This is a genomic window from Deltaproteobacteria bacterium (assembly GCA_016180855.1).
Classification (GTDB): domain Bacteria; phylum UBA10199; class UBA10199; order JACPAL01; family JACPAL01; genus JACPAL01.
Genome location: JACPAL010000002.1, coordinates 104,785 through 128,755 on the forward strand (window position 1 = coordinate 104,785; position 23,971 = coordinate 128,755).

At 52.8% G+C, this 23,971-nt stretch carries 25 protein-coding genes; 6 read left to right on the forward strand and 19 right to left on the reverse strand.

Annotation, left to right across the window (positions count from 1 at the left end; translation table 11 throughout):
* Entirely contained in the window at positions 1-1,002 is a 1,002-nt protein-coding gene (locus tag HYT77_00605) for a hypothetical protein (protein MBI2066499.1), read from the forward strand.
* Positions 1,003-1,012: 10 nt separating this feature from the next.
* On the opposite strand, the gene HYT77_00610 is transcribed toward HYT77_00605, so the two are convergent.
* Complete coding sequence (locus HYT77_00610) at positions 1,013-2,032, reverse strand: hypothetical protein (protein MBI2066500.1); 1,020 nt, start codon at positions 2,030-2,032, stop codon at positions 1,013-1,015.
* A 74-nt stretch (positions 2,033-2,106) separates the two neighbouring features.
* On the opposite strand from HYT77_00610, the gene HYT77_00615 reads away from it, so the two are divergent.
* Positions 2,107-3,363, forward strand: a complete 1,257-nt coding sequence (locus tag HYT77_00615) for a histidine--tRNA ligase (GenBank protein MBI2066501.1) — start codon at positions 2,107-2,109, stop codon at positions 3,361-3,363.
* Positions 3,364-3,370: 7 nt separating this feature from the next.
* Here HYT77_00615 and HYT77_00620 read toward each other — a convergent pair whose 3' ends face one another.
* Complete coding sequence (locus tag HYT77_00620; GenBank protein ID MBI2066502.1) at positions 3,371-4,108, reverse strand: hypothetical protein; 738 nt, start codon at positions 4,106-4,108, stop codon at positions 3,371-3,373.
* Between the two features lie 94 nt (positions 4,109-4,202).
* Here HYT77_00620 and HYT77_00625 point away from each other — a divergent pair, with 94 nt between their 5' ends.
* Both HYT77_00625 and HYT77_00630 read left to right on the forward strand, forming a co-directional pair.
* Positions 4,203-5,117: a hypothetical protein gene (locus HYT77_00625; GenBank protein ID MBI2066503.1), complete on the forward strand. Its 915-nt coding sequence runs from the start codon at positions 4,203-4,205 to the stop codon at positions 5,115-5,117.
* Positions 5,118-5,123: 6 nt separating this feature from the next.
* On the forward strand, positions 5,124-6,032 hold the full coding sequence (locus HYT77_00630) for a hypothetical protein (protein ID MBI2066504.1): 909 nt from the start codon (positions 5,124-5,126) through the stop codon (positions 6,030-6,032).
* Here the strand turns inward: HYT77_00630 and nuoF are convergent.
* The 13 genes from nuoF to ribD all read right to left on the reverse strand — a co-directional run bounded on the left by nuoF (position 6,029) and on the right by ribD (position 18,361).
* Entirely contained in the window at positions 6,029-7,294 is a 1,266-nt protein-coding gene (nuoF, locus tag HYT77_00635; protein ID MBI2066505.1) for an NADH-quinone oxidoreductase subunit NuoF, read from the reverse strand. The genes HYT77_00630 and nuoF overlap by 4 nt on opposite strands.
* A 124-nt stretch (positions 7,295-7,418) precedes the next feature.
* A complete protein-coding gene (gene nuoE, locus HYT77_00640; protein MBI2066506.1) occupies positions 7,419-7,892 on the reverse strand; it encodes an NADH-quinone oxidoreductase subunit NuoE in 474 nt (157 codons plus the stop codon).
* Between the two features lie 34 nt (positions 7,893-7,926).
* A complete protein-coding gene (locus HYT77_00645) occupies positions 7,927-9,132 on the reverse strand; it encodes an NADH-quinone oxidoreductase subunit D (protein MBI2066507.1) in 1,206 nt (401 codons plus the stop codon).
* A 3-nt stretch (positions 9,133-9,135) separates the two neighbouring features.
* Positions 9,136-9,633 (reverse strand): NADH-quinone oxidoreductase subunit C, encoded by a 498-nt coding sequence (locus tag HYT77_00650; GenBank protein MBI2066508.1) that lies wholly within the window; start codon positions 9,631-9,633, stop codon positions 9,136-9,138.
* A complete protein-coding gene (locus tag HYT77_00655) occupies positions 9,623-10,108 on the reverse strand; it encodes an NADH-quinone oxidoreductase subunit B (protein ID MBI2066509.1) in 486 nt (161 codons plus the stop codon). The genes HYT77_00650 and HYT77_00655 overlap by 11 nt, the downstream gene beginning before the upstream one ends.
* Positions 10,109-10,116: 8 nt before the next feature.
* Complete coding sequence (locus HYT77_00660; GenBank protein MBI2066510.1) at positions 10,117-10,641, reverse strand: hypothetical protein; 525 nt, start codon at positions 10,639-10,641, stop codon at positions 10,117-10,119.
* Positions 10,638-11,045: a transcription antitermination factor NusB gene (gene nusB, locus HYT77_00665; GenBank protein MBI2066511.1), complete on the reverse strand. Its 408-nt coding sequence runs from the start codon at positions 11,043-11,045 to the stop codon at positions 10,638-10,640. The genes HYT77_00660 and nusB overlap by 4 nt, the downstream gene beginning before the upstream one ends.
* Positions 11,029-11,499, reverse strand: coding sequence for a 6,7-dimethyl-8-ribityllumazine synthase (locus HYT77_00670; protein ID MBI2066512.1), 471 nt, complete (start codon positions 11,497-11,499; stop codon positions 11,029-11,031). The genes nusB and HYT77_00670 overlap by 17 nt, the downstream gene beginning before the upstream one ends.
* A 3-nt stretch (positions 11,500-11,502) precedes the next feature.
* A complete protein-coding gene (locus HYT77_00675) occupies positions 11,503-12,738 on the reverse strand; it encodes a bifunctional 3,4-dihydroxy-2-butanone-4-phosphate synthase/GTP cyclohydrolase II (GenBank protein ID MBI2066513.1) in 1,236 nt (411 codons plus the stop codon).
* The gene (locus HYT77_00680; protein ID MBI2066514.1) at positions 12,735-13,334 is read right to left on the reverse strand and encodes a riboflavin synthase; all 600 of its coding nucleotides are present in this window, start codon (positions 13,332-13,334) and stop codon (positions 12,735-12,737) included. Before HYT77_00680 ends, HYT77_00675 begins: the two co-directional genes overlap by 4 nt.
* Before the next feature lie 130 nt (positions 13,335-13,464).
* A complete protein-coding gene (locus HYT77_00685; GenBank protein MBI2066515.1) occupies positions 13,465-14,490 on the reverse strand; it encodes a hypothetical protein in 1,026 nt (341 codons plus the stop codon).
* 61 nt (positions 14,491-14,551) lie between these two features.
* Positions 14,552-17,143: a S8 family serine peptidase gene (locus tag HYT77_00690; GenBank protein ID MBI2066516.1), complete on the reverse strand. Its 2,592-nt coding sequence runs from the start codon at positions 17,141-17,143 to the stop codon at positions 14,552-14,554.
* A 150-nt stretch (positions 17,144-17,293) separates the two neighbouring features.
* On the reverse strand, positions 17,294-18,361 hold the full coding sequence (gene ribD / locus HYT77_00695; GenBank protein MBI2066517.1) for a bifunctional diaminohydroxyphosphoribosylaminopyrimidine deaminase/5-amino-6-(5-phosphoribosylamino)uracil reductase RibD: 1,068 nt from the start codon (positions 18,359-18,361) through the stop codon (positions 17,294-17,296).
* 88 nt (positions 18,362-18,449) lie between these two features.
* Here ribD and HYT77_00700 point away from each other — a divergent pair, with 88 nt between their 5' ends.
* Positions 18,450-20,387, forward strand: coding sequence for an acetoacetate--CoA ligase (locus tag HYT77_00700; GenBank protein ID MBI2066518.1), 1,938 nt, complete (start codon positions 18,450-18,452; stop codon positions 20,385-20,387).
* 4 nt (positions 20,388-20,391) lie between these two features.
* On the opposite strand, the gene nrdR is transcribed toward HYT77_00700, so the two are convergent.
* Together nrdR and HYT77_00710 are read right to left on the reverse strand one after the other, a co-directional pair.
* Positions 20,392-20,853 (reverse strand): transcriptional repressor NrdR, encoded by a 462-nt coding sequence (nrdR, locus tag HYT77_00705; protein MBI2066519.1) that lies wholly within the window; start codon positions 20,851-20,853, stop codon positions 20,392-20,394.
* 100 nt (positions 20,854-20,953) lie between these two features.
* A complete protein-coding gene (locus HYT77_00710) occupies positions 20,954-22,246 on the reverse strand; it encodes a serine hydroxymethyltransferase (GenBank protein MBI2066520.1) in 1,293 nt (430 codons plus the stop codon).
* 69 nt (positions 22,247-22,315) lie between these two features.
* Between HYT77_00710 and corA the strand changes: the two genes are divergently transcribed.
* Entirely contained in the window at positions 22,316-23,287 is a 972-nt protein-coding gene (gene corA / locus HYT77_00715) for a magnesium/cobalt transporter CorA (protein ID MBI2066521.1), read from the forward strand.
* 10 nt (positions 23,288-23,297) lie between these two features.
* Here the strand turns inward: corA and rpiB are convergent, their stop codons facing one another.
* Both rpiB and rpmF read right to left on the reverse strand, forming a co-directional pair.
* On the reverse strand, positions 23,298-23,747 hold the full coding sequence (rpiB, locus tag HYT77_00720) for a ribose 5-phosphate isomerase B (protein MBI2066522.1): 450 nt from the start codon (positions 23,745-23,747) through the stop codon (positions 23,298-23,300).
* On the reverse strand, positions 23,748-23,936 hold the full coding sequence (gene rpmF / locus HYT77_00725) for a 50S ribosomal protein L32 (GenBank protein ID MBI2066523.1): 189 nt from the start codon (positions 23,934-23,936) through the stop codon (positions 23,748-23,750).
* Positions 23,937-23,971 lie beyond the last annotated feature (35 nt).

Here is a 23,971-nt window from a genome sequence, read left to right on the forward strand (position 1 = left end):
ATGTTGAAAGAGAAGATATTAGAAGAGGTCGAAAAGCTGTCTCAGGCCGGCAAGTACGACAAGGCGATCAAGGAGCTGCAAAAACTTGTTGAGGCCGACAAGGCGGATATCCGGCTTAAACTCAAGATGGGTGATCTTTATGTCAGGAAGAAGGAGATCCCCAAGGCGATCCAGTCTTATCAGGAGGTGGCCGATTACTACATAGGAGAGAAGTTTTATCTCAAGGCGATCGCGGTCTACAAAACGCTTCTGAAGATTTCTCCCGGTTCGCTACCGGCGAATGAGAAGCTCGGAGATCTTTATCGGGAAGTTGGCATGATCAATGAAGCGGTTCATCAATATTATATTGTAGCCGGTTCTTACGACAGTGTGGGGAAGATTAAGGAGTCTGTTGAGATCCGGAAAAAAATACTTGAAACAGACCCCTCCAATACGACCAGCCGGATCCGCCTGGCGGAATTGATGCAGGCGGGCGGTGAGATGGAAAAATCACTGGCCGAATATGAACAGGCGGCACGGCTTCTTCGTGAGCGGAAGGAACAGGAGGGGCTGATCGAGGTGTATGAAAAAATCCTTTATTTCAAGCCGGAGAACACCGCTCTTTTAATTGAGCTCTGTCGCATTTATTTTGGAAAGAGGGATTTCAAGAAGGCGTTGGCCCGCATTGATGCAGCTCCGGCCGCCTCCAAAGAGGAACGGGGTGTGGTAGAGCTCTGGTGTGAGGCACTTCTGGAGGATCGACAGATTGACAAGGCGCGGCGCAAGTTTCAGGAACTTTACCGGAAACAGCTTGAGGCGAAAGATGCTGATGGTTCTGCACGGGTCTACAGCCGGATTCTTCAGGAGTTCGGGGATGACCAGGATTATCTGAATGAATTGGCCGAAATCCAAAAAACGGTCGGGACAACGCACCAGGAAGTGAAGGCAAAATTTCGTGAAGACTACGAGAAAACGCAGCAGGTGAGCCTGGAAGATCTGAAAAATTTTCTAAAAAAGAAATAGATTCGAAGGACTAAGGAATATCAGTGACCGCCGGTTCGGTATCACTCCGTTCCCGGACAAAGACAAAGGAGGGGCGTGGGTCGCGGGAGGTGATCGAGGCGATATCTTTTAAGAGGAGTACCTGAACGGGTGCCAGTTCAGGGAATTGTTCATCCGAGGCCCCGCAATCTTTCGGCAGTGTTAAGACCCCCGTTTCCAGCGCCTCTAACAGCAGTACCTGTTGCTCCACGGTCGGTGTGTAGAAGGCAAAGGCGCCTTCCGTTGGGTCTTTTGTGGCATCGTTAAAGATATCAGCCGCCGTGAGAACCGCCTGGTCGTAGGCGGTCAGGTCGTCATCATCACGGATTGCGGTTCGATCGGCCGCCTCCTGATACTTTTTATTATTGATATTTTCCGGGTCGACAGAGGCAAACTGCCCCTCGGCCTCAATGACTGCCTCATAATAGGAGAAGGGGGGATCCGCTTGATAGCGAGTGGTGTCCGCCTTGAAAAGGGCCGGGTTCTCCGACTCGTTGATCAGTTCGATCCGGTTTCGGATGACCGCGCCCAAGGCGTCTCCCGTTCGGCTGACACTTTCAGGTTTTACCGCTTCATTCTCATCCAGTGTTGCCTCCCGCTTGATTTGTCCGCGCGCCTCACCGACGAGGATTTGGATGAGTTTTTGAGGGGGGATGGTGACCAGGACCGGCTGACGCTCCCGCGAATCGACAATGGGTGTGATGTAGCCGATGCCAGGAGAATTTGGGGTAATCCGGACGGAACGGGATTCTGTATAAGAGGAATATCCTTCGGGCAGGGCTAGAGTAAAGAGGTCGGTATCAGTCGTTGTGAAGTTGAGGAGGCGGGGGGATTCTCCCATCTGATAAATATCCCTTCCCTCACCATTGCCGCCAACGGCGAGTGCGATTTTCCCCGAGACATCCTTTGTCTGTTGGGTAACGCTCCCGGACGGAGAGGTCCCGTCCTGATCGACAGAGCAGGCGGTCGTGAGCGTCACTAGAAAAAGTAATCCTAAGATTTTCCGAAACACCCTAGCTCCCAAGGCGATATGTTATCCGAATTTTGATGTTTGTCCAATCAAGTTTATTGTAAAGGAGGCTCCTCATGTCGATTCGAACGTTGCGCGGAATGCGAGATATCCTGCCGGACGAGATCCCCCTTTGGCAGGAGGTAGAGGCGAAGGCGCGGGAGCTTTTCTCTCTCTACGGGTATGAGGAGATCCGGACCCCCCTCCTTGAGGAGTTGTCCCTTTTTTCAAGGAGTCTGGGGGACACCACCAATGTTGTCGAGAAGGAGATGTACAGCTTTCAGGATAAGGGAGAAAAAATGATTGCCCTTAGGCCCGAAGGAACGGCCTCTGTGGTGAGGGCCTATATTGAGGGCGGTCAGGTCGTCCGGGAACCGGTTGTGCGATATTACTATATCGGTCCGATGTACCGGCGTGAACGCCCCCAGCAGGGGCGGTTCCGGGAGTTTCATCAGATCGGGGTTGAGGCGTTTGGTATCGCAAGTCCGTTATTGGATGCCGAGGTGATCCATATGCTCGACCTCTATCTGAAGAGCCTCGGACTGTTAGATCTCGAAACGGAGATCAACTCGCTCGGCTGTCCGATCTGCCGTCCCAAGTATCACAAGGCATTCCACGATTTTCTGCTTCAGAACCAGGCGGTCCTTTGTGAGGATTGCAAACGAAGGATGGATAAAAATCCGCTTCGCGTGCTTGATTGTAAGGAAGAGGATTGTCGAAAGCTGACGGAGGAGGCCCCCTCGATTCAGGATCATCTTTGTGAGGTGTGCGAAAAAGATTTTGATCTTGTCCTTGAGACGCTGGGGCATCTGGGGAGTGCCTATAAGGTTAATCCCCGAATTGTGCGGGGTCTCGATTACTACATCAAAACAACCTTTGAGATGACCTCAACACAATTGGGATCCCAGTGCGCCGTGGCAGGTGGAGGGCGCTACGATGGGTTGGTCAGGCTCATGGGAGGGCCCAATATCCCCGGATTTGGTTTTGCGATCGGGCAGGAGCGCCTCATTGAACTCATGAAGACCGGGTGTACTGTGCAGGCGTCCAAAAAATCGGTCTTTATTGCCGCGCTAGGTGAGAGGGCGGTTCGCGAGGGGATCCAGCTGGCGGAAAAATTGAGGAAGGAGGGGCTTCGGGCCGATATCGATTATGAAGGAAAGAGCCTCAAGGCCCAGATGCGGTTTGCCGACAGGAGCAAGGCGCATTATGTTGTGATCCTCGGGGATGACGAATTGAAGAAGAAGGCGGTAGTAATTCGGGATATGACCTCGCAGAATCAGGAAGAGGTCGCATTGAACAAGGTGATCGATTATTTGAAAGAGCGAAAGGTCTGAAGCTTGATCAGACCGTATCACCAATCGACCAGACAGAATAACCAATCAGCAGGGCAAGACCAAGGGTTGCCAAGGGATAATGGGCAAACCTCAGTTCGGACCCTTCGTTGACGAGCTGAAGATAGTTCCTCGTCACTTGCCAAATTTGTTTCTGAGGAACGGTTTGTCCTTCGACGGTCCCGCGGGCAATCTTGGCGGCTGCCGAATGAAAGTTGATCCGATGGAGGGAGGCGGTCAGTTCATCAATCGTTCTTCTCTGAAGGTCGGCTGAGGTTTTATACCCAAAGGGGAGTGGTTTTTCATGAACGAAATGGGCATCAAAGTCGGACAAGGTTTGGTTGGCATCAGAGAGCGATTGAATGAGCTCTCCGATTCGTCTCTGTTCCCCTCCGATGCCGCCTGAGGCAGGGACCCGGTCGACCCCCCAATAGACGAGACCTTCCCCCATTCGATAAAGGCGGTTCCGTAAGGAATCGAGGTGTTGACGCCACAGATGAACAAACTGTGCCGAATTTGCCTCAAGCGTTCGTGAGAGCCTTGAACGGATCCCCCCCTCGAGTACCCTCAAATCATATGCATGGCGATGAAGATAATGATCTCTTCCAAGGGAGGGGGTCTCTCTTGATAAAAGATCGAGGTAGCCCGGCTGACTGCCAAGGGGGTCCTCAAACGAGGCGAGTCTCTCTACATGTTGAAGAAGAGCTCCTTCGATGATCGAACGTGCCGAGAGGCTTGATGTTGTCACTCTGGTGTAAAAATCGTCTGCCTTCAGAATTCGTTGTCCAAAAAATATTCTGGTACGCAACAATAAGTAAGGCCTTACGAATAACCGATTGAAGATGACATCCCCCGTTACCTATGCCGGAAGGTTTCAGGCGATTTTGGGGCGTCCCCCTAAGGACGACTACGAGGAGGGGGCTGCCCAATGCATGGCGATGATCGACCAGGCGAGGGCAGGGACGATCAAATGGGGGGATATTGAAAAGAAGGCGGTGGGTGTCGAAGAGGAGAGACTGCTTAAGGATAAACCGGAACAGTACCGGTGGGGATTTGCAAAGGGTTGTCGCTGGGCAGGGCCTTACCTCAACAATTCCAAGGCACCGGTTCCCGATACCGAGATCGAGTCAGCCTTGCGGAGGATCTCGGCGGGATATTTTCCGTATCAGTTTTTGCTCAGGAAATTTGGCATTGATCCCGTAGAGGCAGACAAATCGACCCTGGATGATCCAAAGACCTTTCTCATCAAGACCCCAAGGCCTGGGGGTCGGCGCAAGACCGGACATCTGTTCATGGTGGTTCCTGCCTCGATTGATGAGGCAGGCAGAATTCTGGTCCTTCAACCCGAAAAGATGAAGGAGAGGACCCCCCTTTGTATCCAATCCGATGTGATAGATAAGGCGATCTCACCACCCAATCTGGATGGGAGTCCCTTTTGGATCCGTCAAGGTTTTGACCTGCCGTGGCCCTTTGATGACCGCTACTTTACGGTCAAGGTGAAGGCGCTGAAATGGGGTCGCCATGGTGAGCCGTATGAGGGGATGCGGGTTGATATGAGTTATGTGAATGGTTCCGGGAATATCAATGCGTTTGAGGCAACTGCACGTGTCTGGAGGATCGATCCGGAGCGGTTTGTCCTCTACTTCCGGTCGTATGCCGACTTTGATGTTAATCTGCCCCTCGATTTTCTCCAGGATGCGCAGACGAAAAAACTGGCCGAATTTGTCGAGAAGCTCATGGCGGAGCTCAAAAAGTAGTTTTCAATGGCCCCCCCAACTTCCTATATCCAAGAGCTCAGGTCGGTTTTAAAAGGTCTGCCTGATACCGCTTTTGAGGAGGGAATGGCCGAGTGTGCGCGAAGGATCGACGAGGCACGCGCCAACCGTTTGAAGTGGGAGGAGGTAGGTGACGTCAAGAGGGCGACTTCCCTTTCATCCGCCGACCAGCGTTCGGGATTTACCCAAACCTGTTATTGGACAGGAAAGTTTCTACGAGATCCAAAAAGCGAACCAACCCCCGATCAGGTTCGTCACGCCTTTGGACAGGTGCTGGGCGGTTATGTCCCGTATGACTTCCTCTTAAGAAAATTCGGGATCGATCCGAATGAGGCAGAGCAATCGACGCTTAAGGATCCCAAAATCTACATCAGGGAGATTCTAAGGCCGGGGAGTACGCTGAATGCGGTGCATGTGATCTCAATCGTTCCGACCTCGGTTGATGAGGCGGCGCGACTCCTGGGTCTTGAGGCGGAAAAGATGAAGGATCGTTCCGACCTCATCCTGCAGTCGTCGCTTGTTGGCCATGTGAGGCCGAATGTTAACGGACAGACCTTCCAGCTCCACGTGGGGATCAAGCTCCCCCCCTGTTTTTTCGACAGGGAGTTTACGGCGAATGCAACGGCAACGAAGAGGGGAAAGAGTGGAGAGCCCGGAGAATCGTTTGAACTTCTCTTGAGGGATGTTCCCGGTAGCGGTGAGTGGCCACGCGGGATCAAGCGGTTCGAGGGACGGGTCAAGGTCTGGCGGATCGATGAGAAACGATTCCTCCTCTACATGGAGCTCTTTGCGGATCTGGATGTCTTTCTCCCCTCCTGGTTTGTGAGAGAGGCCCACCATGACAAGATGATCGGGTTTGCAAAAAATTTGATTTCAGAAATAAAACAGGCCCCCTAGGGGAAGAGGCATTTCTTCTCACGGACGTGATATTCAAACTCGTGTCGGAATTTGGCGATATAACTGGCAATCGGCATTGCCAAGGCGTCAGCCAGCACACAGATGGTCGCTCCAGACATCTTGCGACCGATATCCAGGAGAAGGTCGATATCTCTCTCTTCACCCCTCCCGGCCTCCATCCTCTTGAGTATCTGATAGGACCAACCGGTCCCCTCACGGCAGGGGGAGCATTGACCACACGACTCGTGCGAGTAAAAGTGGGCGAGATTGGTGAGTGCCCTGACCATGCAGTAGCCCTCATCAATCACAATAAAACCTCCGGATCCCAGGAGGGAGCCGGCCGCTTGCAGTGACTCATAGTCGAGGTTGACCTGTTCCACCTCCTGTGCCGTCAAAACCGGCACTGAGGAGCCGCCCGGGACAACCGCCTTCAACACCTTTCCATCCTGGAGGCCGCCGGCCTGTTCTCGGAGGAGTGTTCGTAGGGGAAGACCGAGAGGAACCTCATAGACCCCAGGTTTCTTGACCGGTCCGCAGACTGAAAACAGCTTTGTGCCGGGGCTTTTTTCCGTCCCTATTTTTTTGTAGGCCTCGGCCCCTCTTTCAATAATGTAGGGGAGGGCAGAGAGCGTCTCCACATTATTGATCACCGTTGGGCAGCCGAAAAGCCCCTGTACGGCAGGGAAGGGCGGTTTGATCCTTGGGTAGCCCCTCTTCCCTTCGAGAGATTCAAGCAGTGCGGTCTCTTCACCGCAGATATAGGCGCCGGCCCCACGGTGGAGGTAAAGATCGAGGTTGTATCCTGCCCCCAAAATATTCTTGCCGAGGTATCCCTTCTGATAGGCCTCCTGGATCGCCTCTTCAAGGCGGCGTCGGGGGAGGTCAAACTCACCACGGATGTAGAGATAAGCGGTATGGCAGCCAATGGCGTAGGAGCAGAGGATGGAGCCTTCGATCAACCGGTGTGGATCTTTTTCGAGGATGGCACGATCCTTGAAGGTGCCTGGCTCGCTCTCGTCGGCATTGATGCAGAGGTAGATCGGTTTACCGGTATTTTGAGGCACGAATCCCCACTTCATACCAGCCGGGAAACCGGCCCCCCCACGGCCACGCAGCCCCGACTTTTTTACCTCTTCGATCACCTCCGTCGGCTTCATTCCAAACGCCTTGCGGAGCGATTGATAGCCTCCTGTTTTTTCATACACCTCAACTTGGTAGGCGTTGGGGGTGGTAAAGTTTTTGGTGAGGACGAGATCCATCATGCCCTCACCCTTATCGAAGATATCGATCGTATTTTCCCTCTCCCGTTGAAGGGAGAGGGCCCTTTCCACCCGCGGGAGAGGGGAGCGCTCCCTTGAAAATAGTTACGGGTGAGGGGGTCGATCATTATTTTAGCTCCTTTAAAATTTCCTCTGCCCTCTCACACGTTAAATTCTCATAATACTTTTCGTTCACCATCATCGCCGGGCCAGTTCCGCAGGAGGCGAGACATTCAACCGTGGTCAGGGTGAATTTTTTATCATCCGTCGTCTCCCCCTCCTCAATGCCAAGCCTTTCTTTGAGGTATCCGATGAGGCTGTCGCACCCCATCAGGGCACAGGGAAGGGTTCGGCAGACCTGGAGGTGGTATTTCCCGGCCGGCTTCTTGAGGAGCATCGTGTAGAAGGTGGCGACGCCATAAATATGGGCTGGGGAGAGATCAAGCCGGCGTGCAATCAGTTCGATTGTTTCCTGAGAGATCCATCCAAACTGTTCCTGGGCAATCCAGAAGACCGGGAGCAACGCCGCCTGTTTGGTTGGATAACGTTTGAGGGTCTCCTCGATTCTTTGTTCACTGGTTTCTGAAAATTGAAGTGACATAATCCCTTTTTCACCCTCCCCAAAAAACCATTTTTCAACGATCAAGTTCGCCCACGATCAGATTCAGACTCCCCAACACCGCTACTGCATCGGCGATCATCCCTCCCTCAATCATCTTTCCAAAGGCGGAGGCCATCAAAAAGCAGGGGGGACGGACCCGGATACGGTAGGGGTGGTGACCTCCATCGCTCACAATATAAAATCCGAGTTCTCCATTCGGCGCCTCGGTGGCGGAGTAAATTTCGCCCTTGGGCACCGTGATCCCATCCATCATGAGCATGAAGTGATTCATGAGCCCCTCAATGGAGCCGTAGACCTGCTGCTTCGGTGGAAGGGCCACGCGACGATCATCGGTCATCACCGGTCCGTCGGGGATTTTTTTCAAGGCCTGTTCAACAATCTTTGCGCTTTGTCGTATCTCCTCGAAACGAACCATGAGGCGGTCATACGTGTCGCCCCGTGTGCCGATCGGGATCTCGAAGTCAAATTCATCGTAATGGTAGTACGGTTCGGCACGGCGAAGATCGAGAGGGACGCCGGAGGCCCGGAGGCAGGGTCCGGTGAATCCCCAATTGATCGCCTCCTCTTTTGAGATGATACCGATTCCTTGAGTTCGATCCATGAAGATCCGGTTACGCTCCAGGAGGCGTCCGGCCTCCCGGAGCGCCTTGTCCAGTTTTTTCAAAACCTGCCGGATTCCATCGAGAAAATCAGGGGTCACATCCCGCATAAGGCCGCCAATCCGGGTATAGTTGGTCGTCAACCGGGCTCCACAGAGCTTCTCTGTAAAATCGTAAATTTGCTCACGCGCATTGAAGAGGTACCAGAAGTTGGACAGTGCCCCGAGGTCGACGGCGGCGGCCCCAATACAGATGAGGTGATCCATAATACGGGACAGCTCGCAGACAATGAGGCGAATACGCTGGGCCCGTTCAGGGATCTCAATTCCTAACAGGGTTTCCACCGCGCGGCAGTAACCAACGTTATTGGCCATCGACGAACAGTAATTCAGCCGGTCCGTATACGGGATCACCTGACTCCAGGTGCTATGTTCCGTATGTTTTTCAAAGGCGCGATGAAGATAGCCGATCTCGGCATCGGCCTTGGCAATCGTTTCTCCATCCAGCTCAACGAGGAAACGAAGCGCCCCATGGGTCGCCGGATGGGAGGGGCCGATATTCAATACCATTCTCCTGGTTGATGATTCTTCGGGAAGGTTTTCTATCGATCGGGATCTCATGATTTAAAGTTTTTCTTCAGGGACCGGAATCTTCTGGCGGCGATCGATCGGATAGTCCTTTCGAAGCGGGTATCCCTCAAACCCCTCGAAGAGGAGCAGCTTCTTCGGGTTGGGATGCCCCTCAAAGAGAATTCCGAACATTTCGGCACATTCACGCTCCATCCAGTTGGCGGATTTCCAGAGATCAACGGCCGAGGCAAGACGCAAATCCTCTTCAGGCAATTGAATCTTCAACCGGAGCCGGTGTTTGAGGGTGACGGAGTAGAGGTGATAGACAACCTCAAAGCGAGGAGTTCCTCCCAGCTTCTGCCGGTCGATAGCGGTGAGGTCGATCAGAAAATCAAATCGGAGGGCCGGCTCCTCTTTCATAAAGGAGAGGATTGAATGGCCTTCCGCCTTCTTGATCACGGCGACCGGCATTTCACCGGAATCGTTCGTTGAGACAATTTCGGTCGGAAACTTTTCTTTAAGCTTCTCAAGAATGACGGGATCAGGCGGCATCCGGTTTCCCTTTTGCTTCCTTCACTATTTTTTCCTGGATCTTCAATATACCGTTCAGGATCGCCTCGGGCCTTGGAGGACAACCAGGGACGTAGACATCGACCGGGATAATCTCGTCGATCCCCTGAACGACACTGTAGTTGTTGTAAAAACCTCCCGAAGAGGCGCAGGCCCCGGCCGAAATAACCCACTTCGGTTCGCACATCTGGTCGTAAATTCGTTTCAGGATCGGCGCCTGCTTGTAGTTGATCGTTCCCAGGACAATGAGGAGGTCGGCTTGGCGTGGAGAAAAGCGGACCAGCTCCGCTCCAAAACGGGAGATGTCAAAGTAGGACGAGACGGTTCCCATGAACTCAATGCCGCAACAGGCGGTGGCGTACGGCATCGGCCAGAGGGAATTTTTTCGTCCCCAGGCGACTACCTCTTTCACCTTGGTGGTGATGACAGAGCCCGCAAAAATATCTTTTGTCCCCATAAATTTAATTAAGCGTACGTCAATTCTACATCGGCCCCAAAATCCATGTTCCTTCGCCTCGCCTCCTGGATCCAGCGGGAGTCCTCGGCGCAGAACATCTGGATATCCTCTTTTCGAATTCTTTGGGAGAGCCCCCCCATGAAAGAACGAAGAAGCGCGCGCCAGCTCATGAAGTCCCTCGCCATCTCTCCAAAGGAGATGACAAAGGTAGGAGCTCCGAGGCGTGCGACCTTGTCAACGATACAGTCAAATCCCTTTTCGAGCTCGTCTTCCGAGGCGGTCTTGTAGGAACCAAGGCCAAAAAGGAGGATCTCGTCTGCGGCAACCCTTCCGCGCGACGGCATGATCAGTGACTCTGAAAATCCGCCGGAGATCCTCTCGGCCATAATGAGACGGGAGAGGTGACCGTTTAAGCGCCAATCCAGGAGACCAACAACTCCTTTAAGGGGGCGGACATCCTCGAAAAAGGTTGCCAGCACCAGTTTGCCGGGGACCTCATCGACGGGTGTTGAAGAAAGGACCAGCTGAATCATTTTCTGACCTCCTTGGCGGCATGATCGAGGATTCCGTTGATAAAGGAACTGGAGTTTTCCGAGCCGAATTTTTTGGCAATTTCAATCGCCTCATCGAGGACAACCGGCGTTGGGACCTCGTGGTCATATAGAAGTTCGTAGGCCCCCAGACGCAGGATATTCCGGTCGACGGCTGACATCCGGTTGAGCTTCCAGTGTGTTGAAAACTTTTCTATCATCTGGTCAATCTCTCGGAGGTTGCGGTAGGTCCCCTCTACAACGGTCCTGGCAAAATCTTCAACCTCTTGACTCAAAGGCTCTTCATGCCCCAGATATCTGAGCTCCGACTTTGGATCGCTCCCCTTCATGTCGATCTGATACAAGATTTGCAGGGCGAGTTCTCTTCCCTTATGACGATAGCCCATGGTGAATCCCTCTAACCATTTCAATAGCGACTTCGGCGGCTTCAATCCCCTTGTTACCCAACCGGCCTCCGGATCGATCCAACGCCTGTTTCAGGTTATTGGTGGTTAGGACTCCAAAGGCAACAGGAATTTTTTCCTGCAACATGACCTGCATCACCCCTCGCGCTGTTTCACCGGCCACATAATCAAAATGGGGTGTCCCACCACGAATGACCGCTCCAAGGGCGATCAAGGCATCATACTTTTTTTGCCGGGCCATCCTCATGAGGGCGTAGGGGATCTCAAACGCCCCGGGGACCCACACCACATCGAGCCTCTTGGCCTTTTTCAGTCCCCTTTTGGCCCCCGACAGAAGCCGCGTGGTCACTTTCTCGTTGAAACGACTCACCACAATGCCGAATCGGAGTCCATCCGCCTTCAGACCGGTCACTCTTTTGGCAATGTAACGGCTCATGAGCTACACCTTTTTTAACAGATGTCCCAGTTTATCTTTTTTTGTCTTGAGATATTTCAGGTTTTCTTTTTCCGGCTCGATCTCAATCGGCACCCTTTCCACAACCTCCAGGTGATAACCATCCAGTCCGACAATCTTTCGTGGATTGTTTGTCATGAGCCGCATCTTTTTGACATCGAGCGAGGCAAGGATCTGGGCCCCGATTCCGTAATGACGAAGATCCGGTTTAAAGCCGAGCTGGCTGTTCGCCTCGACCGTATCGAATCCCTGGTCTTGCAGCGCATACGCCTTCACCTTGTTAAAAATTCCGATCCCGCGTCCCTCCTGGCGGATGTACAGCAAGACCCCTTTGCCTGCCTCCTCAATCATCTCGAGAGATCGATGGAGCTGTTTGCCGCAATCGCATCGCTTGGAACCAAAGGCATCTCCGGTCAGGCATTCCGAGTGGACCCGGACCAGAACCGGCTCTTTGGGAGAGATCTTCCCCTTCACCAGGGCGACGTGGGTCAGCTCGTCGACCTGACTCTCAAAACTGATCACACGGAACTCGCCATAGTCGGTCGGAAGACTCGCCTCTTCTACTTTTCGGATCAACGTTTCATGTTGCAGTCGGTAATCGATCAGGTCGGCAATCGTTACAATCGGGATCCCGTGTTCTTTGGAGAAGATCTCCAGGTCGGGCATCCGTGCCATCGTTCCATCCTCCTTCATGATCTCGCAGATCACCCCGGCCGATTTGAGACCCGCCAGCCGGGCCAAATCGACAGAGCCTTCCGTCTGACCGGAACGGACGAGTACCCCTCCTTTGCGTGCACGAATCGGGAAGATGTGCCCCGGCCTTGCAAAATCAGAATTTTTAGCCCCGTCACGAACGGCCTCCAGGATTGTTGTGGCACGGTCAGCGGCGGAGATCCCGGTTGTCACATTCTTTTTGGCGTCGATCGAAATGGTGAAGCCGGTTCCGAAATTGGAGGTATTTTCGGTGACCATCGGTGCGAGGCCGAGCTCGTCGCATCGCTCCTGCGTGAGGGTGAGGCAGATCAGACCCCGTGCGTGTCTCGCCATAAAGTTGATCGCCTCGGGCGTCACCTTTTCGGCCGCCATGACGAGGTCTCCTTCGTTCTCACGATCCTCATCATCAACGAGGATAACCATGCGTCCCTTGCGGATCGCCTCAATGGACTCCTCAACGCGTCCCTTTCGCCCCGTTACTTTTGTGAAGAATAATTTTTCTGTCACCTTCGACTCCGCTTGCGGAGGTAATTGACTATATACTTCCCAACCATGTCAACTTCGAGATTAACCGGGTCGCCCACCTTATGATCCCCCAGATTTGTTTTCGACAAGGTATGCGGGATGATAACGAGCGTAAAACGGTTTTTTGTGAGGTGATTCACCGTCATGCTGACCCCGTCAACTGCTATGGAACCTTTCGGGATGAGGTACGGCCGAAGTTCCGTTGAAAAACCGATCGTCAGTTCAACTCCAGCCCCATTTCGATTGATTGAAACAACCCGGCCGATTCCATCGACATGACCTGAAACGAGATGTCCCCCCATCCGGTCGCTCAATCGAACCGCGCGCTCCAGATTCACCCGCTCTCCATCTTGGAGGCGACCCAGATTAGTTCGCTTCAAGGTCTCTTGCGAGAGGTCGGTCCAAAAGCATTTTCCTTCTTTTTTAGTGACGGTCAGACAACAGCCGTTGACGGAGATGCTCTCCCCTTTTTTAATGGAGGAGAGCGAAAAAGAGGCCTGAATCTGAAGAATTAGGTGCCCCTTTCCCTCCCGTCGACTCCGTATAAAACCAGCCCCCTCGATGATACCCGTGAACATGAATTCCTCACTCCCTCACCCGTCCTTCGGCAGGCTCAGGACACCCTCTCCCGCCGAGGGGAGAGGGTATAAGAAAGCTACGATTATAGGGAGGTGGCCCCTCGCGTCAAGGAGAGGCTATCGGGCGAGATTAATGTATCAGTGAGAGGAGGGTGCGCGCTGCCTCCTCGGTCTCCATGACGTCGAGGTGATTCTGTTTCCACAAGATCCGTTCCCGATCAGGCCCCAACCCGAGCAACGCGGAGTGATGACCGATGACACCGTCGCTCAGTTCTCCCGGTGCCAACTTGACCGCTGTTCCGGACATGAGTCGGGCGGCTCCCTGCATAAGGCCGTTTGCTCCCAAGGAGAATGGGTCCCTTGCATGAAGGCCCCATGTTTGGGCCGCACCGAGGATGATGCCATCAGCAATCTTTTTAGGTTCAAAACCAAGTTGCTCGTAGAGTCCGGTCCTTGTTCCTGTGCCGCGAAGATAACCCCTTTCAAGCCACTCAAAAAGTTCTGGTCGAATCGTCCCGATCGCCCGGACCGCTTGACGACCTGCGCGTGTTAACCGAATCTCGTTTACGGGTGCCCCCATGAGGATCACACGCGCCCCCTGGAGACGCACGGACAGATCGTGTAACGCCTCGATCGTTCGGTGCGGTGTCGGGGGTAAAAAGGCGTGAAATCTTTCAATGAACTCCGAGCGTCCCTCCGCCGGCACCTTTGCCAAGGCACCAAGGAACAGGCTCGTCATCCCTCCCAGGGAAGAACCAGCGATCACCTCTACCTTCTCCGGGGGGCTCACAATCAACGCCTCACAGGCCTCGGCGACCATCTCGCCTAACCCAAGAAGCCGTCTTTTTTCCGCCCTCGGAGAGAAAAGGCAGGTACGGACGTTGAAACCACTTTGCTGCAGTGTGCCTATAAAGCGCTCCCCAAATGGGACAAGCCCAAGGCATCGAAACAGGAGGATCGTTGGGGCACCCTGCTCGGGGGCTGGTGGGAGACTATGACTATGACGCTGTCCGGCAAGGCGGTCGTAGACCCTCACAAAGTGATCCGCTGTCCGTTCGACAACGCGGAAAACGGCCCTCCTTGCGGTTTCTAGGGCTTTCCCTCCTCCTGTCAAGGAGGCCCCCCTTCCGGTCATAAATGACAAAGGCGAAATCAAATGACCCCTCTTAAATAGAGGATCGGCCCAGGCTTGAGAAAGTTTACAGAAAAATTGAGAATTATTGTCGGTGAATGACGATGCTCGAAGGGGTGCAGCTGCCATCTTTGCACTCAATCGTCTCCAGACTATTGAGGTCGGGGAAACCGAGACAGACCGGTTCGGGGGTAGAGCAGTCGGTCGGTTGACTGCCAAGGACCGCGACCAGGTTGTATTTGCCGGAGGGGAGGTTGAGATAGAAGTGGTAGTTGGCCCCCAAAGTGGTCTTGGTCCGGTACTGCTGTTCCGGCTTCTCGATGTTCCAGACGTAGATGTACGCCTCGCCAATATCTTCCGTATTCTGGAACTCTCCCGTTCCGTTGAGTAGGCTCGTTGCCCGGCTAATCAAATCGTCGATCTCATCGGTCTGTTCCCCTGCAGCAGGGTCAAAGGCCATCGTGACTTCAATCTCTTTATCTCCACCATTGGTGTGGATTTGGATCTTTCCAGTGTAGTTTCCCTCCGTGAGATCCTCTCGATTGATCGTGGCCACCAGCGCCCAGGGGGCGGTCTTCGGTTGGTTTAATTCCTTGACCGCAACGGAGAGCCAATCGCCTCCATCGGTCGTTTCGACAGAATAGCTGAGAAGATCCAGATCGCCTCCTCCCGAATTAAAGAGGATAATCGTCGCATTTTCTCCCAATTTTCCAAAATGAAGGCCGTTTACGGAGGTTGAAAGGATTGGGTTTCCCTCGGGTGTGTGATCAAGAAGTTTTTGCAAGGCGCCCCAGGGGTTTACGAGACCGAAGCCGTACTCCGGATCCCATCCGGCCGGGTCGTTCCCCAGATAGATTGCGGAATCACGCAGGATCTGGACGAGTCCATTACCTTCCGAACTATTCGAGAGAGGAAGCTCCGGATCGTATGCCTTCAGAAGGGCTGCCAGGCCGCTGACATGAGCCGCCGCCTGAGAGGTGCCACAAAGATCCCAGTAACCGTTAGCCACATTGGGATTGACCGTGCTCAAGACACACTGATCGCCGGAACCACCGGGGGCGACGAGGAACTGTCGCTCACCATAATTAGAGTAGGATTTTGCAAACGCCCCGCTGCCCGTGACCGCCCCGACGGCGATGACGCTCGGATCGGCTGCCGGATAAAATTTACAGTTTTCATTTGCATAATATCGTCCCGTCTCCTCATCTTCACAAAATCCGTCTGTTGTACCGCCATTGCCTGCGGCGGCTATCACAACAACTTTCTTCTCCCGTACACATTCGTGGATCACCTCGAGCAACGGAAGGGCAAAGTCAGTCGTCATTGCCAATCCCAAGCTCAGGTTGATAACGTCGGCGCGAGGACGGACCGCCCTGAGGTCGGTAGGGCCACCGCAGTTATCAGGATCAACATAATCGCCATTCGGTCCCGCAGTGGCACGGGGGCATTCATAACGATTCGGGAGGTGACAGGCCCAGGCGACTCCCTGTGCAACGTCATGAAGCGTCCCAAGTCCGTTTTTTCCCATCGCACGAATCGGGAGAATTTTGACCTTTTGACTTAATCCCCCCATTCCGGCAAGCCCGCGGCTGTTGTTAGTTGCTGCGGCCACAATGCCGGCCAGGTGGGTTCCATGCCAGCTACAGGCTGATCCCGGAATCCCCATATCCCGTCCGTCACATGGATCGGTTGGATCAAGATCATCGCCATCGTTGTCGAGTGAAAAATTTGCCTCAACGACGGTTCCACCGCTGTCGGTTAACTGATGGGTCACGAAATCAGCGCCCCAGATGACACCTGCATCCTGGTTCCAGACAAACTTGTTCTGAAACTCACGATGATCTTTGCGGATACCGGTGTCGATTACCGCGACGTAGGTAAATTTTTTCTGCAGATCCTCTTCGTCAGGATCAAACGGCTCCGGATTTTCATTCTCAAATTCGAAAACCGCCCCCATATTGATGAGGGCCATATTCCATTGTTCATCGTAGCCAGGATCATTGGGGAGTGACTGTGTTTTGAGCAAGACATTATAGGTACAACTCTTTCCTTCGCGACGGCACTCATCCAGTGCTTCTCTTTCCATCTTGCGGGTCAACCGGTCCTTCTCTCTTTTCACACCTAAACGAGCGGCAACTCCCCCGGATTGAACAGTCAGTGCCTGTATCTCAGGAGTTTCCAATTGAATCGCTGACCATCCCTTCTCTTTGACAAGGATTTGGCCAGCGACATGAGGTGGTGCATAGCTGGAGACTTCAACCAGTTCATCCGCGGTGACCTGGGTGATCTGAATCTGGCCTGACAGGGGTGCGCCATCCGGGTTAATCCGGTAGTAGGTCTCTCCGCCAAGGATCAATTTTTCCTGTTCGTTCTCTACCTGAATCTCGTAGACGAGTGACATGCCGCCCAAGACCGGCAGGTTGAAGTTTACATTCTCTCCGGCAACATCATAGGCCCCTTCATCCACATTGACGGTATCCCCTAAAGGGCGAACGGCCTGAACAAGTATTGTTTTTTGTTCTGAATCGAATTTGAGGAGAACGGTCTCACCGTTGGCACTCGGGGTCTCGGCAGCCCAATTTCCATTGAGGGCATCGTTCCCCCCCGAACCACCACACCCGAACGCCTGGTGAAACAGGCAGGCAAATACGGCAAATAAAAGTATCCTCTTCGGCATCAACCCGATTAATAAGCAAATAGGATGCCAGAGGACGGCCACCGAACAATATATAACTTATTGATATTATTTGTCTTATAAATAAGCCTTTGGTCGGTCTGGCAAGCCTTGAGGTCCAGAGGCCCCAATTTGTGTGGTCTTTAAGAAGCCCTAAAAACTCCCCTCAATGAAGAGGTCTTCTCCTATTTTTTCCCCTTGGATCGATTTGAGATCTTCAAGTTGATTGAGAGGGAACTGTACTGTTTCTCCTTGGATGATTTTTGGGGCGATAAAAACAACAAGCCTGTCGACGGTACCGGCCTTTAGAAAAGAGCTCCAGATCTTCGGTCCCCCTTCCACAAGAAGGGTCATGACTCCACGATTCGCTAGTTGACGAAGGAGATCGTTTAACTGAATCCCTCCACGTTTGTTTCGGCGACAGAGAAGGAATTCAACCCCTTTTCTTTTTGGGGTCTTGGAGACAGTTGTCGCGACAAGGGTCTTTGCGGGGGATTTTAGATGAAACAGGCGGGAGGTTGTTGGAAGTCTTAGTGAACTGTCCAAGACGACACGAAGCGGGTCTCTTTTTTGCCTCCTCTTCAAGCGGCAAGTCAGTTGTGGATCGTCAGCAAGCACTGTCCCCGATCCGACAAGGATCGCATCGACTTCAGAGCGAAGGTGGTGCGAGAATCTCCTCGCCTTCGTTCCGGTAATCGCCAACGCTCTTACCCCCTTTTTCGTTTTAAGGCCGACAACCGCGTTGAGCGTCATCGCTGCCTTGAGGATGACATAAGGACGTCTTTTTGTTCTATGAAGAAGGTAGGCCTCATTCAATTTGCGGCACTCCTCTTCCAAGACGCCAACCTTGACCTCGATTCCGGATCTCTCAAGGATTTGGATCCCCTTTCCAGAGACCCGTCGATCCGGGTCTCTCATCCCAACGATAACACGACGGATCCCGCTCTGAATAATCGCCTCGGTGCAGGGGGGGGTTCTCCCATAATGACAGCAGGGTTCGAGGGTTACATATAATGTTGCATTCTGTAGGGGCGTCCCTACGATTTTATCTAATGCCTCCCGTTCGGCGTGCGGCATCCCGGCCTTTTTATGAAATCCGGAGCCGATGATCCTGTCATTCTTGACAATGACAGAACCGACCGCCGGGTTGGGCGATGTTTTGCCAATCCCACGTTGAGCAAGGGTGATGGCGATTGCCATGAAATCTTGATCGCGGTTCATAACTCACTCCTCAATATCCCCCTCTTAATGTAAGAGGGGGATCAAGACAATCTTGAAGTCAGTGGAAGGGGGCGCTATGAGGGTAACGATGTCCCAACCACTCTGGTCACCCACCGAGTCCCGGGTCAAGTCCTCCAACATGACCCGCTATCTTGAGTTCCTGAAAAGAGAGAACGGTCTCTCTTTCAAAAACTATGAGGAGCTCCACCAGTGGTCGGTCAGCTCGATCCCTGACTTTTGGGAATCGATCTGGAAGTTTTTTACTGTCAAGTCATCCGTCCCTTATTCACGCGTCAGTGGCAAGTTGGAGATGCCGGGCACGAAGTGGTTTGAGGGGGCACGACTTAATTTTGCCGAAAATCTTCTCAAGTTTCGAGATGACCGGGAAGCGATTGTTTCGTGTGGGGAGGATCGGCCGGTTCGCCGGGTTAGCTATCGGGAGCTGTATCATCAGGTCGTCCGGGCTGCGGCAGGATTGAAGGGATTGGGGGTCCAACGGGGAGATCGTGTGGCCGGCTACATGCCCAACATTGTTGAAGCGGTGGTGGCGATGCTGGCGACTGCGAGTCTTGGTGCGATCTGGTCCTCCTGCTCCCCTGATTTTGGTCTCCAGGGAGTTCTGGACCGTTTTAGCCAGATTGAACCAAAGATTCTGTTTACGGTGGATGGCTACTCCTACAACGGCAAGAGACACGCCTTGGCGCCTCGTCTGGAGGAGATCCTGAAAAAACTACCGAGCCTAAAAAAAGTTGTGGTTGTTTCGTATCTTGACGACTCCCCCCGTGTCCCTTGGCTCGCGTGGGAAGATTTATTGAAAAATAATGCAAATGAAATCGCTTTTGAACAGCTTCCGTTCGACCACCCTCTCTACATCATGTACTCTTCCGGAACGACAGGCGTTCCCAAATGCATCGTTCATGGTACCGGCGGTACCTTGTTGCAACACCTGAAGGAGCTCTCTCTTCATTCCGATTTAAAAAAAGAAGATCGGATTTTCTACTTTACGACTTGCGGCTGGATGATGTGGAATTGGCTCGTCAGTTCACTCTCCGTTGGGTCCACGATCGTGTTGTATGAAGGGAGTCCCTCCTATCCGGACCTCACTAGTCTCTGGAAGATGGCGGAGCAGGAGAAAATCTCCATTTTTGGAACGAGTCCCAAGTTCCTTGCCTCTTGTGAAAAAGGGGAGGTCAAGCCGGGCAACCACTTTGATCTCTCACATCTTAAGGCCGTTCTCTCAACCGGTTCCCCCCTTTCCATTGAAAACTTCGAGTGGGTCTATCAAAACATCAAGTCGGATCTGCATCTTGCCTCGATCTCCGGCGGGACAGACATCATCGGCTGTTTTATGTTGGGAAATCCGAACCTGCCGGTTTATGCCGGCGAGATCCAGTGCCGTGGACTCGGGATGAAGGTGGAGTGTTGGGATGAGAGTGGCAAACCACGGGTTGACCGAAAAGGGGAGCTGGTTTGCACCGCGCCGTTTCCCTCAATGCCTGTCTCTTTCTGGAATGATCCGGACGGTACGAAATACCACGCGGCCTATTTTGACTATTTTCCGAATGTCTGGCGGCATGGAGACTTCATTGAGATAACACCTCGCGGAGGAGTGATTGTTTACGGCCGGTCGGATGCGACCTTGAATCCGGGTGGTGTCCGTATCGGAACATCCGAGATCTACCGTCAGGTTGAATCGATTTCCGAGATTAAAGACAGCCTCGTCATTGCCCAAAAATGGGAGAATGATGTCCGGATCGTTCTCTTTGTTGTGCTGAAGGAGGGGGTAGGGCTGGATGACCCACTTCAGGCCAAGATTCGGGAGACGATCAGGAGAGGGACAACCCCGCGTCACGTTCCATCCAAGATCATCCCGATACGGGAAATCCCGTACACCGTCTCCGGTAAAAAGGTTGAGCTGGCGGTCACTCGTCTCATTCACGGGGAGCCGGTCCAGAACCGGGAGGCGCTTGTCAACCCCCAGGCGCTCGATCAGTTTCAGAATCTTCCAGCCCTTCGTTCAAATTGATTTTCTATCTCTTCCCCTTCTTTAAAAGACCACTCAATTCATTCATGAACTCATTCAAGTCCTTGAACTCCCGATAAACCGAGGCGAATCGGACATAAGCGACCTGATCCATTCTGTGGAGCTCCCGCATCACCCGTTCGCCGATCTCTGAGGAAGGGATCTCTTTCTTACCCAATTCCTGGATCTCTCGTTCAATCTGGTCTGCCGCCTCCTCAATCCTTTCGGTCGAGACAGGACGTTTTTCACACGCCTTCTGAAGGCCGGCCAGGATCTTGTGCCTGTCGTACGGCTCACGTCGTCCATCTTTTTTGATGATGGCGGGAAAAGTCTCCTCGACATGCTCGTAGGTGGTGAATCGCTTGTGACACTTCTCACACTCGCGGCGGCGACGAATCGCCTCTCCCTCCTTGGCAAGCCGGGAATCGACGACACGGGTCTCAGAATGACTACAAAAGGGACATTTCATAACTCACCCCTCAAGGACTATCGTGAAAACCAATTTCCCCTCTCTTACTATTAAGAGAGGGATAACGACAACCTATCAGTTAGTGGGAGGGTGCGGTTATTTACAGGTAAAAGGGGAATTTCTTACAGAGCTCATTAATATTCTGCCGCACCTCTTTTTTATTTTGACTATTGGTCGGATCGCAAAGGATCTTGTTGATCCAGTCACCAATGAGCTCCATCTCCTTCTCCTTCATCCCGCGTGTTGTGAGGGCCGGGCTGCCGATCCGGAATCCTCCGGCGATCATCGGGGGTTGGTCATCAAAGGGAACGGCGTTCTTGTTGCACGTCATTCCGGCCTCTTCGAGTGACTCCTGGCAGATCTTGCCATTCAGGCCCCGGTTCCGAACATCAATCAAGAGGAGATGGTTATCGGTCCCGCCTGAAATCACCTGGTAATCATGCTTGATCAACCGTGCCGCCAATGCCTGGGCATTCCGGATCACCTGTTTGGCATACTGCTCAAAAGAGGGCTGAAGATTCTCCAAAAATCCGACTGCTTTTGCCGCAATAATATGCATGAGGGGTCCCCCTTGAATGCCGGGGATGATCATTGCATCGAGCAATTCGCTCATCTTCTTTAAGCGGCCCGACTTCGGCGCAGTGATTCCAAACGGGTTGTCGAAGTCTTTCCCCATGAGGATCAGTCCCCCTCGGATGCCGCGGAGTGTCTTATGGGTCGTGGAGGTCACAACGTGGCAGTGGGGGAGGGGATCGTTGAGCAACTTTTTTGCAATCAACCCGGCGGGATGGGCGATATCGGCAAACAGAAAGGCACCAACGGAATCTGCAATCTCACGAAAATGTTTGTAGTTAATATTGCGGGAGTAGGCGGAGGCCCCGACGGTGATCATCTTGGGGCGCTCTTTTTTGGCAAGAGTGGCACAGGCATCGTAGTCGATCAGACCGGTCTTGGGGTCAACTCCATATGCGGTGAAATGGTAGAGCTGGCCTGAAAAATTGACGGGTGAACCGTGTGTGAGGTGCCCCCCATGCTGAAGGTGCATCCCCATCACCTTGTCTCCCGGTTTGAGGAAGGTAAAATAGACCGCCATATTGGCCTGGGAACCGGAATGGGGTTGGACGTTGGCATACTCCGCCCCGAACAGTTTCTTGACCCGTTCACGTGCCAGCTCCTCGGCCTGATCAACAAACTCACATCCGCCGTAGTATCTCTTGCCCGGATACCCCTCCGCATACTTGTTGGTCAGGACGCTTCCAGCGGCCTCGAGGACGGCCCGGGAGACGTAATTTTCAGATGGAATGAGTTCCAGTTGTGACTCGAGGCGAATCGTCTCCTTCCGGATGATTTCGTCGATTTGGGGGTCTGACTGTTTAAGAGGTAAGGACGACATGGCGCCCGAGCTATCACAGGCCGTTCATTCTTCATAGACAAAAAATCTCAAAATTTGTACAAGCAACCCATGATCACGATTTTCTCCTACTCGCCCGTGGATGGGCTGACACAGGTTCGTGATCTTGCCTCTATTCGTCAGCTGATTCAGGAGAAGGAGAGGGTTACCTGGGTTGATCTGGAACATCCCACACCCCAGGAGACAGAAATCCTCGATACCGCCTTTAATTTTCACCCCCTGACCATTGATGACTGTCTTTCCCCACGTCATCAACCAAAGATTGACAATTATGGCTCCTATCTTTTTTTGATCGTCCACGAAATGAAAACAGAATCGTCGGAGGCCCGTTTCAAGACGAGTGAATTGGATATCTATCTCGGAAGCAATTATCTGCTGACCTTCCATCGCCCGAAGATGAAGAGCCTGGAGATTGTCCAGGAAAGGCTTCTCAAAAACCCGAAGGCGCTTTTCCGCTCTGCCGACTTTCTCATGGCGACCGTCCTCGATGAGGTGGTTGACCAGTACACCCCCGTTCTGGATCAGATGGATCAGCGGGTCAGTGCGCTGGAAGACCAGATTTTTTCCCCGAAGGATGGTGAAGATCTCCTCAATGAAATTTTTAGTCTGAGGAGAAGCTTGTCACAGATCAAGAGGATTTCGACGAAACAGATCGATCTCCTGACACGCATGATCAAAGAAGGGTATGACGAAATCATCCCGCTATCGCTCCCCTACCTTTCCAATGTTCGTGATCACCTGATTCGGGCTTCCGATCTGTGTGATTTTTTTCGGGACTCTATATCCAGCCTTGTGGATGCCCACTTGCTGACCTCTTCAAACAAGACCAATGAGACGATGAAGATGCTGACGATCTTTGCCTCCATGATGCTCCCTCTGACGGTTATTACGGGTGTCTATGGCATGAACTTCAAGAATATGCCGGAGCTTGATTGGTCCTTCGGGTATCCTTTTGTTATTGGGTTGATGGCTGTTGTGGCGGGGTCTATGCTGTTTTATTTTAAGAAGAAAAAGTGGCTCTAGCCCGATACGGTCATTTCAGATTTTTCTTTTCAATTTCGGAAATTTTAGTGAGGCGTCGGGCGTGACGACCGCCCGCGTAAGGGGTCGTCAACCAAATAGTGACCAGTTTTTTGGCCTCTTCCGTTTGTCGAATCCGTCCTCCCAAGCAGAGGACATTGGCGTTGTTGTGCTCCTTTGACATCCGGGCCGTGTACTCATCAAAGACGACGGCGGCACGGACGTTTTTAAATTTGTTGGCGACAATGCACATCCCGATTCCTGTTCCGCAGGCAAGAACTCCTCCATCCACAAAACCTCTGGAGACCTGCTCCGCTACTTCCGAGGCAAAATCGGGATAATCAACGGAGTCGGGACCGTTTGTACCAAGATCAATAACCTCTATTTTTTGTTTTTTGAGATATTCGATGAGTGTCTGTTTGACTTCATACCCGCCATGATCGGATGCAACGGCCAGTCTCACCTATTTCTTGGCCTCTTCCTGTTTCAGGATCTCTCTGCCCTTGTAGAAACCACAGTGGGGACAGACGCGATGGGGCATTTTGGCCTCCCCGCATTGGGGGCACTTATTGGTGTGGTAGACCTTCAGATGGATGTGCGATCGTCGATTGTCTCGACGAACACGTGATACTTTTTTACGAGGGACTGGCATAGGTCGGAATCCCTAGTATGGGGTCGATTGATTGT